21 protein-coding genes are annotated in these 23,526 nt (G+C 73.5%); 8 read left to right on the top strand and 13 right to left on the bottom strand.

Annotated features, from left to right (window positions below; translation table 11 throughout):
- The first annotated feature begins 38 nt into the window (after positions 1 to 38).
- Genes ACFCY7_RS17300 through ACFCY7_RS17285 form a run of 4 tightly spaced genes read left to right on the top strand, consistent with a single transcriptional unit; the run spans position 39 to position 4,196 of the window.
- Positions 39 to 926: an enoyl-CoA hydratase gene (locus ACFCY7_RS17300; protein WP_376485764.1), complete on the top strand. Its 888-nt coding sequence runs from the start codon at positions 39 to 41 to the stop codon at positions 924 to 926.
- Positions 926 to 2,095 carry an acyl-CoA dehydrogenase family protein gene (locus tag ACFCY7_RS17295; protein WP_376485761.1) on the top strand — a complete coding sequence of 390 codons (1,170 nt, stop codon included), beginning with the start codon at positions 926 to 928 and terminating at the stop codon, positions 2,093 to 2,095. Before ACFCY7_RS17300 ends, ACFCY7_RS17295 begins: the two co-directional genes overlap by 1 nt.
- On the top strand, positions 2,095 to 3,126 hold the full coding sequence (locus ACFCY7_RS17290; RefSeq protein WP_376485812.1) for an acyl-CoA dehydrogenase family protein: 1,032 nt from the start codon (positions 2,095 to 2,097) through the stop codon (positions 3,124 to 3,126). The genes ACFCY7_RS17295 and ACFCY7_RS17290 overlap by 1 nt, the downstream gene beginning before the upstream one ends.
- Positions 3,123 to 4,196: an acyl-CoA dehydrogenase family protein gene (locus ACFCY7_RS17285; protein ID WP_376485758.1), complete on the top strand. Its 1,074-nt coding sequence runs from the start codon at positions 3,123 to 3,125 to the stop codon at positions 4,194 to 4,196. Before ACFCY7_RS17290 ends, ACFCY7_RS17285 begins: the two co-directional genes overlap by 4 nt.
- A 10-nt stretch (positions 4,197 to 4,206) precedes the next feature.
- Here the strand turns inward: ACFCY7_RS17285 and ACFCY7_RS17280 are convergent, their stop codons facing one another.
- Together ACFCY7_RS17280 and ACFCY7_RS17275 are read right to left on the bottom strand one after the other, a co-directional pair.
- Positions 4,207 to 4,899 carry a response regulator gene (locus ACFCY7_RS17280; protein ID WP_376485756.1) on the bottom strand — a complete coding sequence of 231 codons (693 nt, stop codon included), beginning with the start codon at positions 4,897 to 4,899 and terminating at the stop codon, positions 4,207 to 4,209.
- Positions 4,900 to 4,909: 10 nt separating this feature from the next.
- Positions 4,910 to 6,193 carry a sensor histidine kinase gene (locus ACFCY7_RS17275; protein WP_376485754.1) on the bottom strand — a complete coding sequence of 428 codons (1,284 nt, stop codon included), beginning with the start codon at positions 6,191 to 6,193 and terminating at the stop codon, positions 4,910 to 4,912.
- Between the two features lie 401 nt (positions 6,194 to 6,594).
- Here ACFCY7_RS17275 and ACFCY7_RS17270 point away from each other — a divergent pair, with 401 nt between their 5' ends.
- Entirely contained in the window at positions 6,595 to 8,859 is a 2,265-nt protein-coding gene (locus tag ACFCY7_RS17270; protein ID WP_376485750.1) for a collagenase, read from the top strand.
- A 119-nt stretch (positions 8,860 to 8,978) separates the two neighbouring features.
- On the opposite strand, the gene ACFCY7_RS17265 is transcribed toward ACFCY7_RS17270, so the two are convergent.
- From ACFCY7_RS17265 to ACFCY7_RS17255, 3 genes are all read right to left on the bottom strand, one after another.
- Positions 8,979 to 10,229 carry an MFS transporter gene (locus tag ACFCY7_RS17265; protein WP_376485747.1) on the bottom strand — a complete coding sequence of 417 codons (1,251 nt, stop codon included), beginning with the start codon at positions 10,227 to 10,229 and terminating at the stop codon, positions 8,979 to 8,981.
- Between the two features lie 392 nt (positions 10,230 to 10,621).
- Complete coding sequence (locus ACFCY7_RS17260; RefSeq protein WP_376485744.1) at positions 10,622 to 10,768, bottom strand: CsbD family protein; 147 nt, start codon at positions 10,766 to 10,768, stop codon at positions 10,622 to 10,624.
- Between the two features lie 82 nt (positions 10,769 to 10,850).
- On the bottom strand, positions 10,851 to 11,252 hold the full coding sequence (locus ACFCY7_RS17255) for a RidA family protein (protein WP_376485742.1): 402 nt from the start codon (positions 11,250 to 11,252) through the stop codon (positions 10,851 to 10,853).
- 98 nt (positions 11,253 to 11,350) lie between these two features.
- Between ACFCY7_RS17255 and ACFCY7_RS17250 the strand changes: the two genes are divergently transcribed.
- The gene (locus tag ACFCY7_RS17250; protein WP_376485741.1) at positions 11,351 to 12,331 is read left to right on the top strand and encodes a helix-turn-helix transcriptional regulator; all 981 of its coding nucleotides are present in this window, start codon (positions 11,351 to 11,353) and stop codon (positions 12,329 to 12,331) included.
- A 54-nt stretch (positions 12,332 to 12,385) separates the two neighbouring features.
- On the opposite strand, the gene ACFCY7_RS17245 is transcribed toward ACFCY7_RS17250, so the two are convergent.
- On the bottom strand, positions 12,386 to 13,117 hold the full coding sequence (locus tag ACFCY7_RS17245; protein WP_376485739.1) for a class I SAM-dependent methyltransferase: 732 nt from the start codon (positions 13,115 to 13,117) through the stop codon (positions 12,386 to 12,388).
- A 274-nt stretch (positions 13,118 to 13,391) separates the two neighbouring features.
- Between ACFCY7_RS17245 and ACFCY7_RS17240 the strand changes: the two genes are divergently transcribed.
- Positions 13,392 to 14,309 (top strand): hypothetical protein, encoded by a 918-nt coding sequence (locus tag ACFCY7_RS17240; protein ID WP_376485738.1) that lies wholly within the window; start codon positions 13,392 to 13,394, stop codon positions 14,307 to 14,309.
- Positions 14,310 to 14,397: 88 nt separating this feature from the next.
- On the opposite strand, the gene ACFCY7_RS17235 is transcribed toward ACFCY7_RS17240, so the two are convergent.
- From ACFCY7_RS17235 to ACFCY7_RS17210, 6 genes are all read right to left on the bottom strand, one after another.
- Positions 14,398 to 15,543, bottom strand: a complete 1,146-nt coding sequence (locus ACFCY7_RS17235) for a PP2C family protein-serine/threonine phosphatase (protein ID WP_376485736.1) — start codon at positions 15,541 to 15,543, stop codon at positions 14,398 to 14,400.
- 293 nt (positions 15,544 to 15,836) lie between these two features.
- A complete protein-coding gene (locus tag ACFCY7_RS17230; protein WP_376485733.1) occupies positions 15,837 to 17,306 on the bottom strand; it encodes an HAD-IA family hydrolase in 1,470 nt (489 codons plus the stop codon).
- An 81-nt stretch (positions 17,307 to 17,387) separates the two neighbouring features.
- Complete coding sequence (locus ACFCY7_RS17225; RefSeq protein WP_376485730.1) at positions 17,388 to 18,512, bottom strand: ABC transporter ATP-binding protein; 1,125 nt, start codon at positions 18,510 to 18,512, stop codon at positions 17,388 to 17,390.
- Between the two features lie 29 nt (positions 18,513 to 18,541).
- The gene (locus ACFCY7_RS17220) at positions 18,542 to 19,369 is read right to left on the bottom strand and encodes an ABC transporter permease (protein WP_376485728.1); all 828 of its coding nucleotides are present in this window, start codon (positions 19,367 to 19,369) and stop codon (positions 18,542 to 18,544) included.
- On the bottom strand, positions 19,357 to 20,292 hold the full coding sequence (locus tag ACFCY7_RS17215; protein WP_376485725.1) for an ABC transporter permease: 936 nt from the start codon (positions 20,290 to 20,292) through the stop codon (positions 19,357 to 19,359). Before ACFCY7_RS17215 ends, ACFCY7_RS17220 begins: the two co-directional genes overlap by 13 nt.
- On the bottom strand, positions 20,289 to 21,446 hold the full coding sequence (locus ACFCY7_RS17210; protein WP_376485723.1) for an ABC transporter substrate-binding protein: 1,158 nt from the start codon (positions 21,444 to 21,446) through the stop codon (positions 20,289 to 20,291). Before ACFCY7_RS17210 ends, ACFCY7_RS17215 begins: the two co-directional genes overlap by 4 nt.
- Before the next feature lie 209 nt (positions 21,447 to 21,655).
- On the opposite strand from ACFCY7_RS17210, the gene ACFCY7_RS17205 reads away from it, so the two are divergent.
- Positions 21,656 to 22,396, top strand: coding sequence for a GntR family transcriptional regulator (locus tag ACFCY7_RS17205; protein WP_376485720.1), 741 nt, complete (start codon positions 21,656 to 21,658; stop codon positions 22,394 to 22,396).
- A 39-nt stretch (positions 22,397 to 22,435) separates the two neighbouring features.
- Here ACFCY7_RS17205 and ACFCY7_RS17200 read toward each other — a convergent pair whose 3' ends face one another.
- Positions 22,436 to 23,515: a hypothetical protein gene (locus ACFCY7_RS17200; protein WP_376485719.1), complete on the bottom strand. Its 1,080-nt coding sequence runs from the start codon at positions 23,513 to 23,515 to the stop codon at positions 22,436 to 22,438.
- Positions 23,516 to 23,526: the final 11 nt, after the last annotated feature.

The following is a 23,526-nucleotide window of genomic DNA, read 5'->3' as shown; positions in this document are numbered from 1 at the left end:
CGTTAACCTACCAAACACTTGTTAGGGAAGGAGGGCGGATGTCCGCTGCCCGCACCGCGTCCACGGAACCTGTCCGCTACGCACGCCAAGGCCCGGTGGCCGTGGTCACGATGGACCGGCCCGATTACCGCAACGCCCAGAACTCCGCGATGACGTACGCCCTCGACCGCGCCTTCTACCGCGCGGCCGACGACGACGAGGTGAAGGTCGTCGTGCTCGCCGGCGCGGGGAAGCACTTCTCCGCGGGCCACGACATCGGCACCCCCGAGCGCGACGCCCACCTCCCGTTCGACCGCAAGGCCGGACTCTGGTGGGACCACTCGGACAAGCGGGGCGCGGAGAGCCGCTTCGCCCGCGAGTCCGAGGTCTACCTCGGCATGTGCCGGCGCTGGCGCGAACTGCCCAAGCCGATGGTCGCGTCCGTGCAGGGCGCCTGCGTCGCCGGCGGCCTGATGCTCGCGTGGGTGTGCGACCTCATCGTCGCCGCCGAGGACGCGTTCTTCGCCGACCCCGTGGTCCGCATGGGCATCCCCGGCGTCGAGTACTTCGCCCACCCCTGGGTGATGCCACCGCGCGTCGCCAAGGAGTTCCTCTACACCGGCGACCGGATGGACGCCCGGCGCGCCTACGAGGTCGGCATGGTCAACCGGGTCGTCCCCACCGAGGAACTGACCGCGCGGACCATGGAGTTGGCGGGCAGGATCGCCGAGATGCCCCGCATGGGCCTCGCCCTGACCAAGCGCGCCGTCAACCAGGCCGAGGACCTCCAGGGCCTGCACACCGGCATGGACTCGGTCTTCGGACTGCACCACCTCGCACACGCGCACAACGCCGAGACCGCCCCCGACGCGCTGGGCGGCGTGGACCTCCGCGCGATGCTGCGGCATTCCGGGGAGCACCCCCACCCCCGGAAGGCGGGAGCCTGATGGACCTCGACCTCTCCGCGGCGGACGACGCCTTCCGGGCCGAGGCCCGCGCCTGGCTCGCCGCCCACGTGCCCGACGCACCCCTGCCCTCCCTGGAGACGCGGGAGGGGTTCGCCGCCCACCGCGAGTGGGAGCGGACGCTGTTCACGGAACGCTGGTCGGCGGTCTCCTGGCCCGAGGAGTACGGCGGCCGTGGCGCCTCGATCGTCCAGTGGCTGGTCTTCGAGGAGGAGTACTACGCGGCCGGCGCACCCGGCCGGGTCGGCCAGAACGGCATCAACCTCCTGGCCCCCACCCTCTTCGAGCACGGCACCGACGAGCAGCGCGCCCGCGTCCTGCCGCCCATGGCGAGCGGCGAGGTCGTCTGGGCCCAGGCCTGGTCCGAGCCCGAGTCCGGCTCCGACCTCGCCTCGCTGCGCTCCACCGCCGAACGGACCGACGGCGGCTGGCTCCTGAACGGCCAGAAGACCTGGTCGTCCCGGGCGGCCTTCGCCGACCGCGCCTTCGGCCTGTTCCGCAGCGACCCCGACGCCGGACGGCCGCACCAGGGCCTGACGTACCTGATGTTCCCGCTGGACGCCGACGGGGTCACCGTACGCCCCATCGGACGCCTCGACGGCAAGCCCGCGTTCGCCGAGCTCTTCCTCGACGACGTCTTCGTGCCCGACGAGGACGTGATCGGCGCACCGGGGCAGGGCTGGCGGGTCGCGATGAGCACCGCGGGCAACGAGCGGGGACTGACCCTGCGCAGCCCCGGCCGGTTCACGGCCGCCGCCGAGAGGCTGACCGCGCTGTGGCGGGAGAACGCCGACCCCGCCGACACCGCCGTGCGCGACCGGGTCGCCGACGCCGTCATCGGCGCCCGCGCCTACCGGCTGTTCACCTACGCCAACGCCTCGCGGCTCGCCGCCGGAGAGGGCATCGGCGCCGAGTCCAGCCTCAACAAGGTCTTCTGGTCCGAGCTCGACATCGCGCTCCACGAGACCGCCCTCGACCTCCTCGGACCGTACGGAGAACTGTCCGACGAAGCGCCCGACGCGCCCGCGCACGGCGGCTGGGCCGAAGGCCACACCTTCTCGCTCGCCGGACCGATCTACGCCGGCACCAACGAGATCCAGCGCGACATCATCGCCGAGCGGCTGCTCGGCCTCCCGAAGGGACGCCGGTGATGCGGTTCCTCCTCGACGACGAGCGGCGGGAGTTCGCCCGCTCCCTCGACGCCATGCTCACGGCCGCCGACACCCCCGGCGCCGTACGGGCCTGGGCCGCCGGGGACACCGCGCCGGGCCGCGCGCTCTGGACGCGGCTCGCGGACGCGGGCGTCTTCGCCCTCGCCGTACCGGAACGGCACGACGGCCTCGGCCCCCTGCCGGTCGACACGACCGTCGCCTTCACCGAACTGGGCCGGCACGCCGTGCCGGGACCGCTGGTGGAGACGGTCGCCGCGGCGGCGCTCCTCGACCGGCTCGGAGACGCCGGGGCCGCCACGCTGCTGCCGCAGATCGCCGGCGGCAAGGCGGTCGTCTCGCTGTGCGTGCCCGCCCTCGGCGGGCCCTACGCCCTGGACCCGGACGCCGCCGACGCGGTACTCGTCGTCGAGGGCGACGCCGTACGCCTGGCGGAGACCACCGGCCCCGTCCAGCGTTCGGCCGACCCCGCGCGCCGGCTGGCCCGTCCGCTCGGCGGCACCGTCCTCGCGCGCGGCCCGGTGGTGACCGCAGCGACCGCGCACGCCGCCGACGTCGCCGCCCTGGCCACCGCGGCCCAGTCCCTCGGCCTCGGCCGCGCCCTCCTCGACCGGACCGTCGCGTACGTGCGGCAGCGCACCCAGTTCGGGGTCGCCATCGGCTCCTTCCAGGCCGTGAAGCACCGCCTCGCCGACACGCTCATCGCCCTGGAGTTCGCCCAACCCCTGCTGTACTCCGCCGCCCTGGCCCTGGCGCGGGGAGCGGACCGCGCATCCGCCGAGGTCGCCGCGGCGAAGGTCACGGCGGGCGAGGCCTCGTACGCCGCCGCCCGCACCGCCCTCCAGCTGCACGGAGCCGTCGGCTACACGGAGGAGCTGGACCTCGCCCTGTGGATCCGCAAGGCGCGGCCCCTCCGCGACGCCTGGGGCACCCCGGCGGTCTGCCGCGCCCGCGTCGTCGAGGCCTGCGACCGGCCCGGCGTCCCTCCGACGACGACGGGAGCCGAAGCGTGAGGCCGACGGAGGAAGAGGAAGAACTGCGGTCCGCCGTGCGGGCCGTGCTCCACCGCCACCCGGGGGAGGCGGCCTGGCGGCCGTTGACCCGGCAGGTCGGCGTCGCGGGGCTCGCCGTCCCCGAGGAGTACGGGGGCGCCGGGTGCGGGGCCCGGGAGGTCGGTGTCGTGATGGAGGAACTGGGACGCGAGCTGAGCCCCGTGCCGTACCTCGGCTCCGCGGTGCTCGCCGCGCGGACGCTGCTCGCGTCCGGCGACGACCGCGCCTGCGCGCGGCTGCTGCCGTCACTGGCCTCGGGGGCCGTGGTGGGAGCCGTCGCGTGGGCCGAGCACGGCTCCTGGGATCCGTCCGCCCCACGGGCCGAGGCCGCCCCCGGGCCCGGGGGGACGTGGCGGATCACCGGCACCAAGGAGCACGTGCTGGACGGCGCGGCGGCCGGGGTGCTGCTCGTGGCGGCCCGCTCGGACGCGGGCGTCTCGCTCTTCGAGGTGCCCGGCGACGGCGCGGGCGTGCACCGCGAGACGACCGTGACGATGGACTCCACTCGGGCGCAGGCGCGCGTCGTCCTCACCGCGGCGGAGGGCCGGCTCGTCGGAGGCGACGGCGACGGCGCCCGCGTGCTCTCGCACGTACTGGACCTGGCCTGCACGGCGCTCGCCGCCGAACAGGTCGGCGCCGCCGCGCGCTGCCTGGAGCTCACCCTCGCGTACGCGGGCGAGCGGATCCAGTTCGGCCGCCCCATCGGCTCGTTCCAGGCGGTCAAGCACCGCCTCGCGGACGCGTACGTCCAGGTGGAGTCGGCGCGCTCGGCCGCGCTCGGCGCGGCCTTCGCGGCCGCCGCGGGCGCCCCCGAGCTGCCCCGCCTGGCGGCCGCCGCCAAGTCGGCGTGCTCGGAGGCGTTCTCGGCGGTGGCCGCCGAGACGATCCAGCTGCACGGCGGCATCGGCATCACCTGGGAGCACGACGCCCACCGCTACTTCAAGCGCGCGCACGGCTCGGCCCACCTGTTCGGCCCGCCGGCCTGGCACCGCGCCCGGCTGGCGGCCGCCCTGGGGCTGCCCGCGACGTGACGTCGCGGAGTCAGGCCCGTTCGCCGGCGGAGGGGGAACGGGCCGTGACGAGTCCGGTCTCGTACGCGGTCACCACGGCCTGGACACGGTCGCGGAGGCCCAGTTTGGCGAGGATGCGGCCGACGTGGGTCTTCACCGTCGTATCGGACAGGTACAGGCGCTGCGCGAGTTCGGCGTTGCTCAGGCCTTGGGCCAGCAGCCGCAGGACCTCCAGCTCACGGGGGGTCAGGATCGCCAGGTCGCGGTGCAGGTCGGCCGCCTCGCCGACCGGGGCGGTGCGCGCGTGGCGCTCGACGAGGCGGCGGGTGATGGTGGGTGCGAGGAGCGCGTCGCCGGTGCGGACCAGGTGGACCGCGGCCACGAGGTGTTCGGGGGTGACGTCCTTCAGGAGGAAGCCGCTCGCCCCCGCGGACAGGGCCTCGTAGACGAGTTCGTCGAGGTCGAACGTGGTCAGGATGATCACGCGCGGCTGGTCGGCGGCGCCCGTGAGGATGCGCCGGGTGGCCTCCAGGCCGTCCGTCCCCGGCATGCGGATGTCCATCAGGACCACGTCGGGCCGGGTGCGGCGGACGGCGGCGACGGCCTCGGCGCCGTCGGGCACCTCCGCGACCACGTCGACGCCGTGGGCCTCGAGGATCATCCGGAAGCCGGCGCGGACGAGCGCCTGGTCGTCCGCGATGACCACGCGCAGGGGGTCGTTCACCTTGTCTCCCTCACGCCGTCTCCAGGGGTACGCGTGCGGTGACACGGTAGCCGCCGGTGAGGCGGCGACCCGTGTGCAGGGTGCCGCCGTAGACCGCCAGCCGCTCGCGCAGCCCGATCAGTCCGCGCCCGTTTCCCGTGGTGGCGGCGGCGCGTGGGCTGCCGCCGGTGTCGGTGACCTCCACGCACAGGCGGTCGGCGCCGTAGTCGAGGGTCACGGCCGCGCTCGCGCCGCCCGCGTGCTTCACGGTGTTCGTCAGTGCCTCCTGCACGACCCGGTAGAGGGCGAGGCTGATGCCGGACGGCACGTCGCGCGGGGTGCCGGTGGCGTGCAGGGTGACGGGGGTGCCGGCGTGCCGCACCCGGGCGACCAGCGATTCCAGCTGGTCGAGGCCGGGTTGCGGGTCGAGGTTCGCGGTGGCCGGGGCGGCGCCGTCCTCGGCGTCCATGGTGAGCAGCCCCATCGTGTGCCGCAGTTCGGACAGCGCCGTCCGGCCGCTCGCCTCGATGGCGAGGAGGGCTTCGCGGGTCCGGTCGGGGGCGATGTCCAGGACCGTGCGGGCGGCACCGGCCTGGATCACCATCATGCTGACGTTGTGGGTCACCACGTCGTGCAGCTCGCGGGCGATGCGCGCCCGCTCCCGCTCGGCGGCGCGGCGGAGTTCCTCGGCCTGTTCGCGTTCGAGCGCGGCCGCCTGCGCCCGGCTCTCGGCGGTGCGCACCTTCCAGGTGCGCATCCCGTTCGCCGCGAGCACGAGCGGGACGAGGACCATGAGCGGGACGTATTTGGTGGGGACCGAGGACGAGACCGTCAGCAGTTCCAGGTGGGTGATCGAACCGTTCGCGAGGAGCAGCGCCGGGAGACTCGACAGCGTGGCCACCCGGTAGGGGCTGTAGACGGCCGCGGTGTAGGCCGCGACGACGCCGGCGTAGAAGGTGATCCGCTGGGCGTCGTACGGCGTCAGCGCGGTCGCCGCCGTCACGGTCCACAGCACGGCCAAGGGGTACCTGCGGCGCAGCACCAGGGGCGCCGAGGCGAGGACCGTCAGGGCGATCACGGCGGCCGTGGTCGCCGTCTCCGAACCGAGCACGAGCGGGGCGATGCCGTCCCGGGCGCCCCGCATCCGTTCCGGCCCCTGGTCCACGGCGTACGACAGCAGCACGGCGGACAGGACCAGCGCCAGGACCGCGTCGAACGCCAGGCCCGACCGGGTCGGCCGCGGCAGCGGGCCGGTCGGCCGCTTCAGCAGCGCGACCCCGTCGCGCAACCGGCCCGCCGGTGACGTGCTGTTCATCGCGCCATTGTCGCCGACCCCCTACCCGGGCACACCCTCCTCGGGGCGCATCGCGCGTACGCCTCTCGTCTACGTCTCGGGGAGGACCCGGCGCGTTCTCGTCGCCGCGGCGGACGCGAAAGCGCACGGCTCGCGGGCGCGGTCGGTGGGCCGCCCTGCTCGGCTCCCGGCTTCCGCCGCCGAGGCCGGTGGGCCTCGGGTTCGCGGGGATTTCCCGGCCGCCGACGACGAATCGTGTCAGGGGTCTTCCAGAACCATGCGACATGTGAAATTTTACACGTCACATGTCAAGTGCCCGTGACTGTTTGCCCAGCACGTGGCCCCAACGGCCCCGGAGGCCCCCACAGATGCATCCCTTCCGGATATCGAAGACCGGCGCGCGAAGACTTCCCGTACTCGGCGTGGCCGTCTGCATGACGCTCGGTCTGTTCGCACCGCAGAGCCAGGCCGCGCCCGTGGACCCGACCGCCGGGGCCGGTGCGAACGCGGGCGCCGCCGCCTCGGCACCCCGGGCGATCCCCGTGCCCAAGTCGCCCCACGCGATCAACGCCAACCCCCGCTTCCGGCTCTCGTCACAGGACGGGGCCGAGGAGTCCGCACCCGCACCCGCACCCGCCGCCAAGACCGGTAAGTGGTCGGCGTCCGCGGCGGCGGACGCGTGCGGCGACCTGTCCGGCGTCGTCAACGCGACGGGCGCGGCGCTGGTGCAGCAGCTCAAGGCCCTCCCCCGGATCAGCTGTACCTACCCGCTGTTCGACCTCACCGGGGAGAACGCGCGGAAGGCCTTCCGCGAGGCCCAGATGGTGACCGTCGCCGACGCGCTGCGCGACGACTCCGCCAGGTACGCGGGCAACAACAGTGCCTCCACCGGCCAGTTGGTGATGTTCCTGCGCGCCGGCTACTACGTGCAGGAGAACAACGCGGACGCCGTCGGCGGCTACGGCACGGCCCTGAAGGGCGCGGCGCGCGGCGCACTGGACGCCTTCTTCGCCTCGCCGCGCAGCAAGGACGTCACGGACGCCAACGGCGAGATCCTCAACGAGGTCGTCACCCTGATCGACAGCACCCAGGAGGCGGGCCGGTACGCCGGCGTCGTCAAGTGGATGCTCGGCAGCTACGACGGCACGTGGCCCGGCCAGATGAACCTGGCGATGCAGCACGTCGAGTGGGTCGTCTCGAACGGCTTCAAGGCCAGGAACGACGACCGCGGCTGGCGTGCCGCCCTCAAGGCCGACCCCGCCGTCCTCGACACCTGGGCCGGCTTCATCACGCGCAACGGCGCCCAGCTGAACCGCCTCGACGTCGTCAGCAACGTCGGCCGCTACCTCGGCTACGCCCTCGACGTCCCCGAGCTCAAGGACCGCGTCCGCCCGCTCCTCAAGGACCTGATCAACCGGTACCCGAACGTCGGCCCCACCGCGCCGATCACCATGAACCTGGGCTGGTACACGCGCCAGTACGACCGGAACAACTGCGCGGCCTACGCCATCTGCGACCTCGGCGAGCGCGTGCTGCCCCTGGTCCTGCCCACCCAGCACACCTGCAACCCGGAGCTGAAGATCCGCGCGCAGGACGTCTCCCCCGACCAACTGGCGAGCACCTGCACGAGCCTGGTCAACCAGGACGCCTACTTCCACCGGATCATCGGCGACAAGGGCGCGATCCCCGGTGACGTGAACACGAACCTGGAGGTCGTCGTCTTCGACGACTACACCCAGTACGCGCTGTACGCCTGGGCCATCTACAACATCGACGTCGACAACGGCGGCATGTACGAGGAGGGCAACCCGTCCGTTCCCGGCAACCAGGCCCGCTTCATCGCCCACGAGGCCCACTGGCTGCGCCCGGACTTCCAGATCTGGAACCTCAACCACGAGTACACCCACTACCTCGACGGCCGCTACAACATGTACGGCGACTTCGAGGCAGGCATCACCACGCCCACCATCTGGTGGGTCGAGGGCATCGCCGAGAACATCTCGTTCGGCTACCGAGGCGAGCGCAACGCCGACGCCATCGCCGAGGCCGGCAAGCGGACGTACAAGCTCAGCGACCTGTTCGACACCGTCTACGGCCAGGAGGAGGACCCCGAGGTCAACTCGAACCGGGTCTACCGCTGGGGCTGGCTCGCAGTCCGCTACATGCTCCAGAAGCACCCCGCGGACGTCCGGACCGTGCTCGGCGCCTACCGCACGGGTGACTGGACCGGCGCCCGCACCTTCCTGAAGCAGACCGTCGGCACCCGCTACGACGCGGACTTCGCGACCTGGCTCACGACCGACTGCGCGACGAACGACTGCGGTCCGCTGCCCGAGGCCACGGCCGCCCCCGCCCCCCTCTGCACCCTCGGCGACCCGCGCCAGTTCGACCAGAACTGCCGCCGTGACGGCCTCGCCGCCTCCGCCGGCAACTACAGCTACCACTTCGTCTACCTGCCGGCCGGCGTCAAGCAGCTGACCATCACCAGCAGCGGCGGCACCGGCAACGCCGACCTGTACTACGGCGGCGGCAGCTGGGCCACCACCGGCAGCCACCAGGCCAAGTCCACCAACGCCGGCAACGGCGAGACGCTGACCATCGACAACCCGCCCTCCGGCTGGGTCTACTTCAGCCTCGCCGCCGCACAGGACTTCAGCGGGGTGAGCCTCTCCACCCAGTCCAAGTAAGCGCAACCGTTCGCCGGTGCCCATCCGGGCACCGGCGCCCTGCGCACGCTGCGCGACCCGGACGCGCCGGAGGTGGAAGGGGACGACGAGGAAGAAGGCTTCTGACACCTACTCGCTGGTCATCCCGTCGCTTCCGCGGCAACGCCCGGCTGCGGCCGGGTCCGCATACCCCAGCGGGCAAGAGATGGGCCGGTAGCGCCCACTGCCGCGAAGAACACCGCCAGCAGCAGCCAGCCTTTCGTGCCGAGGCCGAGCACCACCGTGGTGAGGATCGCGGGGGCGAGAGCCTGACCCGCGCTGAAGCCGAGACCGAAGACACCTTGGTACTGGCCCTGGGCGTGGTCGGGGGCAAGACCGAAGCCCAGGGCGAAGCCCGCCGATGACTCCCAGACCTCTCCCAGGCTGTGGACGAAGATCGCGGTCAGGACCAGTCCTGCCGCGGCCCAGACCGGGGTGTACGCCGCCAGCGCCATCATCGGGCAGCTGACGAGGAAGAGCAGCCCCGCCGTGCGAAACGCCCGGCCGCCGTCGTGCGGGGTCTCGATACGCGAGCCGATCCTGGTCTGCATCACCACACAGAAGAGGGAGTTGACGGCGAACAGCGCGGCCACCGTCCAGCGCGGCGCTTCGGTGTGCTCGGAGATCCAGATCGGCAGGAGCAGCGAGACCGTCGGGTACTGCAGTCCCATGGCCCCGTAGAGGGCGGTGAACGCCAGGAAGGGACGATCCGTGAGGACGAGCCAGCGCCGCTGTTGCGGCGGTGCTGCCAGTACCGGATAGCGGGGCAGCAGGAGCAGAAGCACCGCGCACAGGGCGAAGCTCGCCGCGTTGCCGAGGATCAGCGCGACATAGGCGCCGCGGGTGTCCGCGGCCAGCGCCAGCCCCGCACCCACCGTTCCCAGGATGACGCCCAAGTTGACGAACGTGCGCAGCTTCGCCCGGAACAGGGCCGGGCGATCACCCCCGACCCGGACCACCAGAGCGCCCGCCGCCGCCCCGCCGGCCGCCGCGGCGATCTGGTCGACCGTCGCGATGACCGTGAGCGCGGTCCAGCTCTCGACGAGGACGAGGGCCGCCATCGACACCGCCTGGACCGCGAGGGCCGACATCATGATCGTGCGCGCGCCGCGCCGGTCGGCGAGATGCCCGCCGGGTATCCCCGCGCACAGGCCGATCACTCCGGCGATGGTGAGCGCGGCGCCGACCTGCACCGCGGGCAGGCCCACGACCAACGTGAAATAGAGCGCCGACGCCGCGTTGAACAGACCATTGCCGACTCGGTTGACGAAACTGGCGGCGATCAGCACGCGCTCCGGCCTGCTGTCCCCCACTAAGCGGCCTATTCGGCCTGCCAGGCTGCCCTTGATCATGGACGGCAGGCTAACAGCGGCCGCTGATCCACCAGCAGTCGCACCAAGATCGCGTGCTTTGGTTGCGCCACGGGGCCGGACGAGGAGCGCTCCAGCGCCCGAAGTTCCGCGTGCTCCTCGACTACGCCCGGCCGGGCGACACCGTGCAAGCGGCCCGCCCCACGGCGGGCGGCCCGGCCGCAGCGCGGCGGCCGGGCGGCACAGGTCACCAGTCGTTGGCGTTGACGTACGATGCCGAGCCTCGCCGGATCGTCCGGCCTGTGGCCGTGCGGGCGCACGGCCACAGGCGTGCTCGCACGATCGCTCGCGTGCACATCCCCCGCAGGTGCCGTACGGGCGCGAGGAGAGGCCGACGGCTCCCGCCGCCGGCCTCTCGGGTCGGCTGTCACCGGTCAGTGCTCGAGGGCGTCGCGCGCCTTCTGCACGGCCTGCTTCGGGTCACCGGCGACCTGCTCGGCGCGGCCCTTCGCCTCCGGGCTTTCGTTGCCGACGGCCTTGCCGGTGGCCTCCTTCGCCTTGCCCTTGGCCGTCTTTCCCATGTTCTCGGCCTTCCTGCCCGTGGCCGTCCCGGTCGCCTCTCAAGGAAGCCGGTGGGTGCCGAGGGTTCGAGGGGCCTGGGCGTCAGGGCCGGGCTGCGCTGGCTTCGACCTCGAACAGCACGTCGGGCGTGGCCAGGCTCGCTACGCCGATGAGCGTGTTGACGGGCGGCTTCGACCCCCAGCCCTCCGCGATGGCGGCGCCGATCGGCGCGAGCTTGGCGACGTCGTGGTTCACCACGTACGTCCGCAGCTGGACGACGTGGCCGAGGTCCAGCCCATGGGCGGCGAGCGCGACGCCGAGGTTGCGGAACGCCTGCTTGACCTGCTCGGCGAAGTCGGGCGAGACGACCGCGCCGTCCGCGTCCGATCCGTACTGTCCCGCGACGAGGACCAGTTGCGTACCCTCGGGCACGGCGGCGGTGTGGCTGTAGCCGAACGGGACCGGGTCGTGCAGGCCGTCCGGGTTGGCAAGGGTGTGTGCCATGGGGTCACTTTCTCCTGGGCGATGTGCCTCTGTGTCGTGCTGAAGCCTCCCAGCGAATACACGACACCCCCTGTCATGTATGTCGGTAGAGTTTCCGGATGCGCGCCGATCGGCTGGTCTCGCTCGTCCTGCTGCTGCGGCAGCACGGTCGGCTCTCGGCGACCGCGCTCGCCCGCGAGTTGGAGGTGTCCACCCGCACCGTGCTGCGCGACATCGAGGCGCTGTCCTCGGCCGGCGTCCCCGTCTACGCCGAGCGCGGCCGGAACGGCGGATTCGCCCTGCTGCCGGGTCTCCAGACCGAGCTCACCTCCCTGAACCACGACGAGGCACTCGCCCTGCTGGTCGCCGGATCCCGGCGCGGCGCGCAGGCGTTCGGGCTCGGACCCGCGCTCGCCTCCGCCATGCGCAAGGTCGTCGACGCGCTGCCGGAGGACCACCGGGCCGTCGCCGCCGGCGCGACCCGCCGCCTCCTCATCGACCCGGAGACCGACCTCCTCGCCCGCCGCCAGGTCACGGAGGACGTACCCGACGCCGTGGTGACCGCGGTCCGCCGCGCCGTCTTCTCCGGACACCGGCTCCGCATCCACTACGCGGCCGTGGACCAGCCCCCGAAGTGGCGCACGGTGGACCCCGTCGGTCTGGTCACCGCACACGGCCAGAGCTACCTGCTCGCCACGAGGTCCGGAGAGGACCGCACGTACCGGCTGTCCCGCGTCCTCGACGCGGAACAACTCCCCGAACCGGCCCGGCGACCCGACCGCGTCGACCTCGACCAGGCCTGGCACGAACGCAGTACGCGCTTCCGGACCGGCGGCGACCGCGTCACCGTGCTCCTCCGCCTGGACCCCGCCCGGCGCCAGGACCTCGTCGCCACCGCGCTGACCGTCCTCACCGAGGAGACCGACCCGGACGGCCTGCTGCGCCTGCAGGTGACCTTCCAGGACCCCCGACACGCCACCTGGGCACTGTGGCGCCTCGACACCGACGCCGAAGCCCTCACCCCGCAGTGGCTGCGCGACTCCCTACGGGACCGCGCCACCGCCCTCGCCACCCACTACGGCGCGCCGCCGCCCGCCTAGTCGTCGCCCACGCCGCCGGTCCCGGGTCACCAGGCCCAGGTCACCGCTCACCGGTCACCGCGAGTGCACCCGCAGCAGCGTGTGGCCCGCCACGTCCTCCGTCACCCCCCACAGCGCGGCATGGGTGGCCAGGCGCTCGGCCAGTGCGTCCCGCAGGGCGTCGGCCCTCCCCCACGTTCCGTACAACTTGCTCTCGGTCAGCACCACGGGCTTCAGCCCCGTGGTGAGAACCGCCTCCCACGTCGCCGCCGCGACCCCGGGAGTGTGCGGGCTCCGGAAGTCGTCCAGCGCGATCACCCCGTCCTCGATCAGCACCTCACGCGCGGCGGCGATGTCCGCGCGCACGTGGTGGTACAGATGCGAGGCGTCGACGTGTACGAAGCGACAACTTCCGGCCCCCACATGCCCGGTGATGCCGGCGGACGACCCCTGCACCACCGTCGGCAACCGCCGGTGGAACCGCAGATAGTTCGCCTCGAACACCTGCCGGGTCAGCGTCGGGTAGTACACCCGCATCTCCGTGGCCGTCGACTCGTCCGGCGCCTCCCCGGCATCGAACAGGTCACACACGGTGAACCTCTCGCCCTCGGCGGCGTGATACCCGATGACGATCGCGCTCTTCCCCTTGTAGACGCCCAGTTCCAGCAGGTCGCCACGCGTCCCGAGCTCGCGCTGACGCTCCAGGAGCCACCCGAAGACGAACCGGTCGGCGTCGAAGAACCACCCCTCGACCTCGTCGAGCCGATCGGGCGTGAGCAGCGGCGGGGCGGTGTCCTGTGCGGTCATGACAGGTCCTCGTGTCTGTGCGTGGGGGGTGTCCGCCCTCCCGGCGGAGCGCGGGTCCGGGGGGTGTGTGCCCTCGGGGCGGCCGAGACTACGGTCCCTCCGTCCGCCTCCCCCGCGCGCCGGTCCCCCGCCACGCACAACGTCCACACGACAGGCTCAATCCCTTCCGGAACGGCCGCGCGGAAGCCCGCGCGCGACGATACTTCCGCGGAGGACGACCGGGGAGCCGCGCGAGCAGCGGCCGGGAGGGGGAGCTGCACAGGTGGGCATAGCCATGGTCGACGCGATCGGACTGGGCAAGAGGAACGGGCGGCGGGCGGCGGAGTTGACCCGGCGCGAGGAACGGCTGGCCCAGGACGTGGCCGTCGAGGCAGCGGCGCAGGAGCGCGCCCGCCGCCGCGCGTACGACAAGGCGCTCGTACCGTTCGGTGACGTGTTCTCCCATCTGAGGAACATCGGTCCGGACGATCTGGAGGCCGTCGCCGAACCCCCGGGGTCGGAACCGGCGGACGCGGAGGTACGCCGCGTCCGCTCGGACGCGGTGCGCGCCGTCGCCACGCTGGCTTTCGGCGTCGGGGCCTCGGTCGGCTTGAAGGCGGGCACGATCGCCGCGGTGGGGGCGTTCGCCACCGCGTCCACGGGTACGGCCATCTCCGGCCTCTCCGGGGCGGCCGCGACGAGTGCCGTCCTCGCGTGGCTGGGCGGTGGCTCACTGGCGGCGGGTGGGGGCGGGATCGCCGCGGGCACCCTGGTGCTCGGCGGCATCACGGCCGCGCCCGTACTCCTCGCGGCGGGCGGCCTCATCAGCTGGAAGGGGCGCAAGGACCTTCGCGAGCGGCGCGCCGCCGCCGCCCTTCTCAAGGAGCACGCCGCTGAGCTCCGGGTCCGCGAGGCAGGCGCCGCGGCCTGGTGCAAGCACAGCCGTCAGGTACGGCAGCTGCTGGACGGTCTCCGCAAGGAGGTGCGGCGCGGGCTGCGCGCGGTGGGGGGCCTGGTGGACGGTCAGGACGACTACTCCGCCTACACGCCAGCGCAGCGGGCCGAAATCGACCTGCTCACCGCTCTGGCCGGTGACCTGGTCGCCGTCCTGCGGACCCCGATGGCCGACGACGACGGTCGGGTGCCGGATCTGTCGCGGCGCGTGGTGAGGGAGGTCCGGAGGCGGCTCGCCGCCATCAGACGCGCGCGGTGAGCGGCCGGCGGGACCGAGGACGTGCGGCGGTGCGCTGCCGGGAGCGGTCGGCGTCGCCGGGTGCGTGCCCGTCGACGGCGGGCCCGCGCTATCGCTTCGGCGGAAGCCGCTCGACCGCGACGAGGGCCGCGTCGTCGCCGAGGTGGCCGCCGGCGAAGGACTGGAGGTCGGCTCGCAGGTGGCCGAGGAGGGTGGGCGGGTCGTCGCCGGCCCAGGTGGGGAGGCGTTCGGTGAGGGGGTAGAAGGCGCGGGTGTGGTCGCGGGCTTCGATGACGCCGTCCGTGTAGAGCAGGAGGACGTCGCCGGTGTCGAAGGGGAAGGTCTCGACGGTCACCTGGGGGGTGAGGACGTCGGACAGGCCGAGCGGGGGGCTCGCGTCGGTGGCGTCGAGGGGGATGACGCGCCCGTTGCGGAGGATCAGGGGTGGCGGGTGTCCGCAGTTCACGAGGCGTACGACGGGCTCGTGGTCGGGGATGTCCAGGACGAGCGCGGTGACGAACGCCTCGTCGGTGTCGTCGGCGGCCGGGTCGTCGGGGCCGGGGGGTTCCTCGGGCTCGGGGGTGGCCTCCTCCATGGAGCCGACGCCTGCCTCCAGGTGCCCGACGAGTTCCGGCAGTTCCTGCTCGCGCCGGGCGGTGACCCGGAAGGCGCCGAGGACGAGTGAGGCCTCGCTGATGGCGTCGAGGCCCTTGCCCCGGGCGTCGCCGATGAGGAGGCGGGTCCCGGTCGCCGTGCGGGCGGCGGCGTACAGGTCGCCGCCCATCTGCGCCTCCTCCTCGGCCGCCAGGTAGACGGAGGCGATGTGCAGGGGTCCGGCGTGGTGGGGAAGGGGGCGGAGGACGACGCTCTGGGCGGCGTGGGCGATGGACCGGAGCCGGGTCACCCGGGTCTCGTCACGCTCGCGGAGGTAGGAGAAGAAGGTGACGATGATCGAGATGAGGACGAGGGCGACGATCTGGTAGGTGTGGTTGAGGTCCGTGAAGCTCGTCCGGGCGATGGCCACGACCGACTGCGCGAGCACCGCGACCGCCCCCACGAAGGCGGTCATGCGCGGTCCCGCGAACGACGCCGTCACCGCCGGCGCGGCGATGAGGAACGGTCCCAGGTGCACCTCGGGGGGAACCAGGACGTCCACCACGGTGACCGCCGCGATCAGCGCGAAGGGGACGGCGAGCAGCATTCGGCCGTGACGCCGGGTGAGGCGTGGGACGAAGGCGCTGCGGCGGGAACCCATGGGAAAGGCATACCTCAGGTCACGCGGCATGTCCTGTTGCCCGGCGCCGTGCCCGACGAACGGTCCGCGTCGTGCGACGTCCCGTGTCCGCCCTCCCGGGGTCCGGCCTGCCCTCCGGGGTCCCCGTGCCCGGCCTCCGTGTCGTCCGGCCTCCTTGCCGTCCGGCCTCCGTGACCGGCCTGCTCGGGCGGCGCCCCGTGTCCGCCCTCCCGGGGTCCGGCCTGCTCGGGCGGTCCACCGTGTCCGGGCCCGCCGGGGGGCGGCCTGTCCGGACACGGGGGGGGCGGCGGCCGTCAGAGGGCGAAGGTCGTCACCACCGCCGCGTGGTCGGACGGCCAGGTGTTGGCCGAGACGTCCGGCCAGGGCGTCGGCGTGCCCGTGACGAGCGTGTGGGAGGTGAGGACGCGGAGGCCGCGGGCGTTGTGCAGGACGTAGTCGATGCGGTCCTGCGGTTCGGGGCGGCCGGCGTGCTCGCCCGGCTCGGGGTGGACGGGGTGGATCGGCGACCAGGTGTGGCCGGGGTCGGTGCGGGGGTCGGGGTGGGCCTCGCGGTAGGAGTCGCGGAGGCCGGCCTCGGCGGCGGCGGCCGTCACCGGCCAGGGGACGTCGGGCCAGTCGAGGTGGGAGGCGGCGTTGAAGTCGCCGACCAGGACGACGGGGCGGCGCTCCCCCGCCTCCTTCGCGATGCGCGCGAGCGCGTCCCGTATCTGCTCCAGGCGCATGTCCTCGTGGGCGACCAGCTCGTCGGCCGGCAGCCCGTCGAAGGCGGCCTCGTAGGGCCCGTACGGGGTGTAGTGGAGGTGCGCGGTCCACACGTCCACCTCCAGGTCGTCGTGGACCCGGAGGCGTACTCCCGCCGCGCCGTAGAAGCCCACGTCGGGGTCGCCGAGGCGGGCGACGACGGGGTGGCGGCTGAGGACGCCGAGGTTCTCGCCCGCGGTGTGGTGGTGCCAGCCGAGCGCGTCGGCGAGCTCACGGGTGGCGGTGCCGCCGGTCTCCTGGAGGCCGACGACGTCGGCGCCGGACGCGCGGATGGCGGCGATCTGCTTGGCCCGGTGGTCGTCGACCATGGCGCCGCCGAGCCACAGGTTCCAGCTCATCACGGTGAGGCGGCCGCCGGTCAGGCCGCGCAGCAGTGCGGGGGTGACGCCGGTGAGGCCCTCGTTCCGGACCGTCCGGCGGGGGCCGGGGGCGATCGGGGCGAGGGAGGGCACGGCGAGCACCGTGCAGCCCGCGGCTTCGGCCGACGCGACGCCGGTGGGGGTGTCCTCGACGGCCACGCAGTGCGCGGGGTCGACGCCGAGGGCACGGCAGGCGGCCAGGTAGGGGTCGGGCTCGGGCTTGGTCCGCTCGGTGTCGTCGGCGGTGACGGACACGGTGAAGGCCGGCGCGCCGAGGGCGGCGAGTGCGGCGAGCACGGTCTCGGCGACGGACCGCGGCGAGGCGGTGACCAGCGCGGTGGGCACCTCGTCGCGGGCGAGCGCGGCGAGCAGGTCGAGGGCCCCGGGCCGGGGCTCGACGCCGGCCGCGACCCGGGCCGCGAACTCGCGGTGCAGTTCGTCCGCCAGCCGCTCGGCGGCCGGGGCACTGGGGGCGGCGGCCAGCCAGGCGGCGGTGTGCTCGACGGGGCGGCCGAGGACGTCGGGGCGGTCGGCCTCGGTCAGGGCGCGCCCCGCGACCTGTTCCACCGCCTGCCACCACAGGCCCTCGGTGTCGACGAGCGTGCCGTCCATGTCGAACAGGACGGCGTGAAGTGCGGGCACGTTGGTCTCTTTCTCTGTTCCGCCGGCGCGCGGTGCGCCGGCTGTCAGGTCACGCGGGACCGGTGGGTCGCGGCCCCTGCGTCAGCCTGCCCTGCGGGGCGCGACGAGCACAGGGTGTTCGCGCAGGGCGAGCCGCACGGGCCGGCCGGCGGTGAGCGCGGCGGCCTCGTGGGTGGGCAGGTCGGCCTTCACCTCGGTGCCGTCGGCGGATCCGCCCTCGATCCGTACGGTGAGCCGGGTCGTCGCCCCGAGGAAGGCGGTGGCGGTGATCCGGCCGGTGCCCGCGTCCGCCGGCGCGTCCGCGTCCCCGGCGGGGTCGCCGTCGGTGACCCGTACGTCCTCGGGCCGGACGAGCACGTCCACGGCGCCGCTCGCGGGCGCCTCGCCGTCCACCGGGAGTCGCCGGCCGAGTACGTCGACGGTGCTGCCGTCGAGGTCCCCGGGGATCCGGCTCATGGTGCCGACGAACTCCGCGACGAACGCGGTCGCGGGGCGCCCGTACAGCTCGGCGGGCGGCGCGCACTGCTCCAGGCGGCCGGCGCGCAGCACGGCGACCCGGTCGGCCATGGACAGCGCCTCTTCCTGATCGTGCGTCACGAAGAGGGTGGTGATGCCGAGTTCGCGCTGGATGCGGCGGATCTCCTCGCGCAGGCTGAGCCGTACCTTGGCGTCGAGCGCGGAGAGCGGCTCGTCGAGGAGCAGGACGCGCGGGCGCAGGGCGAGGGCGCGGGCGAGCGCGACGCGCTGCTGCTGGCCGCCGGACAGCTGGTGGGGGTAGCGGCCGCCCTTGTCCCCGAGGCCGACGAGGTCGAGCAGTTCCGCGGCCTGCTTCCGGCGCGCGGCCTTGGCGACCTTGCGCATCCGCGGGCCGAAGGAGACGTTGTCGAGGCAGTCGAGGTGGGGGAAGAGGCTGTACGACTGGAAGACCATGCCCGCGTCGCGGCGGTGGGCGGGCACCCGGGTGATGTCCTCGCCGTCGACGAGGACCGCGCCGGAGTCGGGCTGCTCGAAACCGGCGAGCATGCGCAGGGCGGTGGTCTTGCCGCAGCCGGACGGGCCGAGCAGGGCGAGGAGTTCGCCGGGTGCGGCGGTGAGGTCGAGGCCGTCGAGGGCTGTGGTGGCGCCGAACCTGCGGCTCAGGCCCCGGAATTCGACGGTCGCGGCGCCGGTGTCCGTACGCGGTGCGAGGGGGGTGGTCACGCTCATGGTCATCCCTTGGGGGTCAGGACTGGAGGTCATGCCTCGGAGGTACGGGTACGGCGGCGCCCGCCCGCGCCGGCGAGGGCGAGCAGCAGCAGCCAGGTGACGAGCAGGCTGAGCACGGACACGGCGACGGACATCTGGGCCTGGGAGCCGGAGATGTTGACGATCCAGACGGCGAACGGCCGGAAGCCGAGCAGCTGGGCGACCGTGTACTCGCCGAGGACCAGGGCCAGGGTGAGGAAGGAGGCGTTCATCAGCGCGCCGCGCAGGTTGGGCAGGACGGCGCCGACGAGGGCCTGGACGCGGCCGGCTCCGCAGCTGCGGGCGGCCTCGACGAGGGTGCGGACGTCGATCGCGGCGAGCCCGGCGTCGAGGGCCCGGTGGACGAAGGGCAGGGCCATCACCACGTACGCGAGGACGAGCACGACCGGGAAGTCGGGGTTCTGCAGGGCCACGAAGGTCTGGAACAGCGGGGTCCGCGAGAGGTGCTCGGGGCCCCACTCGAGGACGGTGCCGAGCCCGGCGACGAAGGCGATGGGCGGGACGACGAGCGGCAGCGAGCACACCGCCTCGACGACCGGCCGCAGCCGGGGCGCGCCGAGCCGCAGGGCGACCATGGCGGGCACCATGAGGAGCAGCACGACGACGATGGTGACGGCGGCGAGTCCGAGGGACAGCAGCAGGCTGGTGGCGAAGCCGTCGGTGGTGAGGATCTTCGTGTACGCGTCGAAGGTGAGGCCCTGGCCGGGTACGTCGACGGTGAAGACGACGGAGGCGGCCAGCGGCACCAGGAAGTACAGGCCGGCGAGGCCGAGGGCGGCCCAGCGCCACGGGGAGGGTGATCGGTTCAGGCGAGCCATCGCGTGCTCCGGCGTTGCAGGGGCAGATAGACGGCCATGACGAGCCCGGCGATGACGATCATGTCGAGGCTGAGGGCGAGCGCCACGTTCTCCTGGCCGACGAGGACGTTACCGGAGAGGGCGTCGGAGATCTGCAGGGTGACGAGGGGGACGGCGCTGCCGACCATCGCGGCGGCGGTGGCGTAGGCGGCGAAGGCGCTGCCGAACAGCAGCACGAGGCCGCCGAGCAGGCTGGGCAGCAGCACGGGCAGGGCGACGTGCCGCCAGTACTGGAGGGCGGTGGCGCCGTTGTTGCGGGCTGCCTCGCGCCATTGGGTGCGCAGTCCGTCGAGGGCGGGGGTGATGGTCAGGACCATCAACGGGATCAGGAAGTAGAGGTAGACGATGACGAGGCCCCAGAAGCTGTAGAGGCTCCAGCCGTGGTCGGCGAGGCCGAGCCGGGTGGTGAGGACTCCGGAGTTGCCGAGGGTGGCGACGAACGCGAAGGCGAGCGGCACGCCGCCGAAGTTGGCGAGGACGCCGGAGGCGGTGAGCACGGCCTCGCGCAGGGCGCGGGAGCGGGAGGTGACGACGGCCTGGGCGAGCGGGAGTCCAAGCAGCACGGCGAGGCCGGCGGCGGTGGCGGAGAGCTTGACGCTGCCGACGAGGGCCGTGAGGTAGGCGCCGTGGACGGAGGCGGTGAGGTTGGCGGTGCCGTACGTGGTCGCGCCGGTGGCCGGGTCGTCCACGGTGAGGGCGCCGCCGACGATGGCGAGGGCGGGGATGCCGAAGGCGATGGCGGTGAAGGCGAGCAGCGGGACGGCGGCGAGCCAGGCGGGGGCGCGGCGGGGCCCCCGCCGCCGGGCCTTCTCGGGCCCGGCGGCGGCGGTCGCCGTGAGGGTGTCACTCGTCGTGGTGTCCCTCGGCGGGGTGTCGGTGGTCATCCGGAGACGGCCTTGCCCCAGCCCTGGGCGAGCGTCGTCTTGGCCTTGGCCTGCTGGGCCTCGGCGGGGAAGGCGGGGACGCCGGTGACGGCGGGCAGCCTGCCGGCGGCGTCCTTGTCGAGGGTGCCGGCCTTGTCGAGGGCGGGCATCAGGACGGGGCGGGCGAAGCCCTTGAGCCACAGGTTCTGGCCCTCGGCGCTGTACAGGTACTCCTGCCAGAGGCGCGCGGCGGCCGGGTGCGGGGCGTCCTTGTTGACGGCCTGCGAGTAGTACTGGGCGTAGCGGCCGTCGGCGGGGACGGCGACCTTCCAGTCGAGGCCCTTGGACCTGAACTCCTCGGCGTAGCCGGCGTTGAGGTAGTCCCAGTCGATGGAGATGGGCGTCTCGCCCTTCTCGACGGTGGCGGGGGTGGACTCGACGGGCGTGTAGTTGCCGTTCTTCTTCAGTGCGGCGAAGAAGTCGAGTCCGGGCTGGATGTCGTCGAAGGAGCCGCCGTTGGCGAGGGCGGCCGCGTAGACGCCGCCGAAGGCGGAGCCGGACTTGGTGGGGTTGCCGTTGAGGGCGACCTGGCCCTTGTACTCGGGCTTGAGGAGGTCCTTGAAGGTGGTGGGGCAGTTCTTGACGCGCTTGGCGTCGCAGCCGATGGAGACGTAGCCGCCGTAGTCGTTGTACCAGCGGGCCTTCGGGTCCTTCTGGCCGTCGGGGATGTCGTTCCAGGCGGTCACCTCGTACGGGGCGAAGAGGCCTTGCCGGGCGCCGCTGAGGGCGAAGCTGCTGCCGAGGTCGAGGACGTCGGGGGCGCGGTCCTGGCCCTTGCGGGAGGTGACGGCGTTGAGTTCGTCCTGGCTGGAGGCGTCGGGGTTCTCGACCTCGACCTTGATGCCGTACTTCTTCTGGAAACCGTCGATGAGGGCGCCGTAGTTGGCCCAGTCGCGCGGCAGCGCGATGGCGTGCAGCGTGCCTTCCTTCTTGGCCGCGGCGGCGAGGGCCTCCAGGCCGCCGAAGTCGGCGGCGGAGGTGGCGGTGGCGGCGTTCTTGCCGTCGGTGCCGGTGGCCTCGGGGGCCGCTCCGCAGGCGGTGAGGGCGAGCGCGGCGACGACGGCGAGGGAGCCGCCGAGGACGGTGTTTCTCGGGAGGGTCGCGGGGACGGGCACGGCTTCTCCAGGGGATCGGGGGGCGACAACTTGTCTGAACAAGTTGGCCTCAGTACGCCGGGCGTTGATGACCTGAAGGTGAACGACGTCCGAACGGATCACCGCCATTCCCTGCACAATCACGCTTGTTTTCGGCCACTTGAGCACTGGTCTAGGGTGGATGCACTGCACACAGCAGTCGAAGGAACCGCAGCAGTCCAGGGGGAACGATGACCGCGCGCCACGAGCAGATCGCCGCGGAGCTCCGGCGGGCGATCCACCGCGAGGACTATCCGGTCGGCGCCCACCTGCCGGCCGAGACCGAGCTCGCCGCCCGGTACGGCGTCTCGCGCGGCACCGTCCGCCAGGCCGTCGCCGCGCTCACCGCGGAGGGCCTCATCGGCTCCCGCCAGGGCGCCCGCCGCGTCGTCCTCGCCCCGCGCCGCAGCCAGAGCTTCGCCGAGCTGCGCAGCTTCGCCCAGTGGGCGCAGGCCAACGGCCGCACCGCCACCGGCCGGGTGGTCGCCCAGGAGTACCGTCCGGCCACCGCCGAGGACGCCACCCGGCTGCACCTGCCCCTGGGCACGCGGGTGCTCAACGTGCTGCGCGTGCGCGGCCTGGACGGCGAGCCGGTGCTCGTCGAACGCACCGTCTACGCCAACTGGATCTCCCCCGCCGTCGAGGCCATCGACCCCGGGTGCGCCTCCGTCACCCAGCGCCTCTACGACGACACCGGTCTGGTCTTCGCCCACGGCGAGCACGTCATCGACGCCGTCGCGGCCGGCGCCAGGGACGCCGGCCTCCTCGCCGTCCGCCGCACCAGCCCCCTGCTCCGGGTCCGCCGCGTCACGACCACCCACGACGGCCGCCCGGTCGAGTGGTCCGACGACCGCTACCGCCCGGACGCGGTCAGCTTCTCCGTCGCCAACGCGATCGGCCACAACCCGCTGGTGCGCACCACGGCGGGATAGCCCCCGCGGCCGTCGCGGCCGTCGCGGGGGCCGTGCGGCCTACTGGAAGCTGAGCCGGTGCGGGTGGGCCGGGTCGGCCGGGCAGGTGTGGACGCGCATGAGGCCGCGGCCGAGGTAGACGCCGACCGGGTCGATCACCCGGGGGTCGTCCACCGCGTCGCGGTCCTCGACGGGGAGCCAGCTCCGCGAGGCTCCGTCGCACTCCACGGTGGCGACGGTGAGCAGCGGGGGCATCGGCGTGCCGCAGGCGGGGCAGTCCACGGGGCGGGGGTCCGTCAGGTGCCAGGACGCGAAGCCGCCGACCTTCCAGCCCGGGGCGAGGGAGAGGTCGCTCATGTAGTCGATCTCCTCGGGCTCCTCGGCGCGGGCGGCGGCCATGGCGGCCTCGTACTCCTCGTACGTGGCGTAACTCGCGGGCGAGGACGAGTCGTACGCGTCCTCGTCGTCCTCGTCGAGGAGGCCTTCCTCCCACGCGTCGATCTCCTCCTGGAGCTCCTCGCCGAGGAGGCCGAGGTACTCGTGCTCGACGACCTGCTCCGGGTGGACGACGCAGGAGGTGGGGACGCACTCCTCGCGCCCCGCGACCGGCGGTTCGGGCTGCGGGGCGAGGACCGCGCCGACGTCGGCCGAGCGGCGCCAGCGCAGTTCCACGGCGATGGTCCGCTCCGGGCCGTGGACCTCGAAGGGGCACCAGAACACCTGGAGGAGGTCGTGCCCCTCGGGGCCGACGAGGTCCGGCACGTCCCGGGTGCGGAGCTGGGCGACGGCGAGGAGCGGCAGCGGGTCCTCGTCGCGGAGGGCGGGGACGTGCGTCCCCGCGGTCATCCCGTCGAGGAGCCGCCGCTCCTCGTCGGTGAACTCCCGCCCGCGGGCCTCGTCCTGGATGCGCCGCCGGAGCCGTACGTCGGACAGCAGGTGTCCGGTGCCCTTCGGGTGCACGGCGGTGCACACCGGCCACGGCTCGTCGGCGGGCCACAGGAGCGGCCCCGCCACCGAGCTCTCCTCCGGCTTCGCCGTGCCCTGCCGGGGGTGCAGTCGCGTCGCCGTCCGGCGGTACCGGGCGAGGGCGGGGAACACCGCTTCGATGTCGACGGGGCGCGGGGGCGTGGTGCGGGTCATGCGCGGATCCT

It is taken from the genome of Streptomyces sp. NPDC056361, assembly GCF_042262805.1.
Classification (GTDB): Bacteria; Actinomycetota; Actinomycetes; order Streptomycetales; family Streptomycetaceae; genus Streptomyces.
The sequence above is the reverse complement of the archived record's forward strand: the minus strand, read 5'-3'. Positions and strand labels throughout refer to the sequence as shown.

Bases quoted from the DNA above. Each gene is read 5' to 3' on its own strand.
- ACFCY7_RS17225 (WP_376485730.1), bottom strand. From the start codon at position 18,512: ATGAGCGTGACCACCCCCCTCGCACCGCGTACGGACACCGGCGCCGCG.
- ACFCY7_RS17255 (WP_376485742.1), bottom strand. From the start codon at position 11,252: ATGGCACACACCCTTGCCAACCCGGACGGCCTGCACGACCCGGTCCCG.
- ACFCY7_RS17205 (WP_376485720.1), top strand. From the start codon at position 21,656: ATGACCGCGCGCCACGAGCAGATCGCCGCGGAGCTCCGGCGGGCGATC.
- ACFCY7_RS17300 (WP_376485764.1), top strand. From the start codon at position 39: ATGTCCGCTGCCCGCACCGCGTCCACGGAACCTGTCCGCTACGCACGC.
- ACFCY7_RS17245 (WP_376485739.1), bottom strand. From the start codon at position 13,117: ATGACCGCACAGGACACCGCCCCGCCGCTGCTCACGCCCGATCGGCTC.
- ACFCY7_RS17275 (WP_376485754.1), bottom strand. From the start codon at position 6,193: ATGAACAGCACGTCACCGGCGGGCCGGTTGCGCGACGGGGTCGCGCTG.
- ACFCY7_RS17265 (WP_376485747.1), bottom strand. From the start codon at position 10,229: ATGATCAAGGGCAGCCTGGCAGGCCGAATAGGCCGCTTAGTGGGGGAC.
- ACFCY7_RS17215 (WP_376485725.1), bottom strand. From the start codon at position 20,292: ATGACCACCGACACCCCGCCGAGGGACACCACGACGAGTGACACCCTC.
- ACFCY7_RS17295 (WP_376485761.1), top strand. From the start codon at position 926: ATGGACCTCGACCTCTCCGCGGCGGACGACGCCTTCCGGGCCGAGGCC.
- ACFCY7_RS17200 (WP_376485719.1), bottom strand. From the start codon at position 23,515: ATGACCCGCACCACGCCCCCGCGCCCCGTCGACATCGAAGCGGTGTTC.
- ACFCY7_RS17220 (WP_376485728.1), bottom strand. From the start codon at position 19,369: ATGGCTCGCCTGAACCGATCACCCTCCCCGTGGCGCTGGGCCGCCCTC.
- ACFCY7_RS17235 (WP_376485736.1), bottom strand. From the start codon at position 15,543: ATGGGTTCCCGCCGCAGCGCCTTCGTCCCACGCCTCACCCGGCGTCAC.
- ACFCY7_RS17260 (WP_376485744.1), bottom strand. From the start codon at position 10,768: ATGGGAAAGACGGCCAAGGGCAAGGCGAAGGAGGCCACCGGCAAGGCC.
- ACFCY7_RS17240 (WP_376485738.1), top strand. From the start codon at position 13,392: ATGGTCGACGCGATCGGACTGGGCAAGAGGAACGGGCGGCGGGCGGCG.
- ACFCY7_RS17250 (WP_376485741.1), top strand. From the start codon at position 11,351: ATGCGCGCCGATCGGCTGGTCTCGCTCGTCCTGCTGCTGCGGCAGCAC.
- ACFCY7_RS17290 (WP_376485812.1), top strand. From the start codon at position 2,095: ATGCGGTTCCTCCTCGACGACGAGCGGCGGGAGTTCGCCCGCTCCCTC.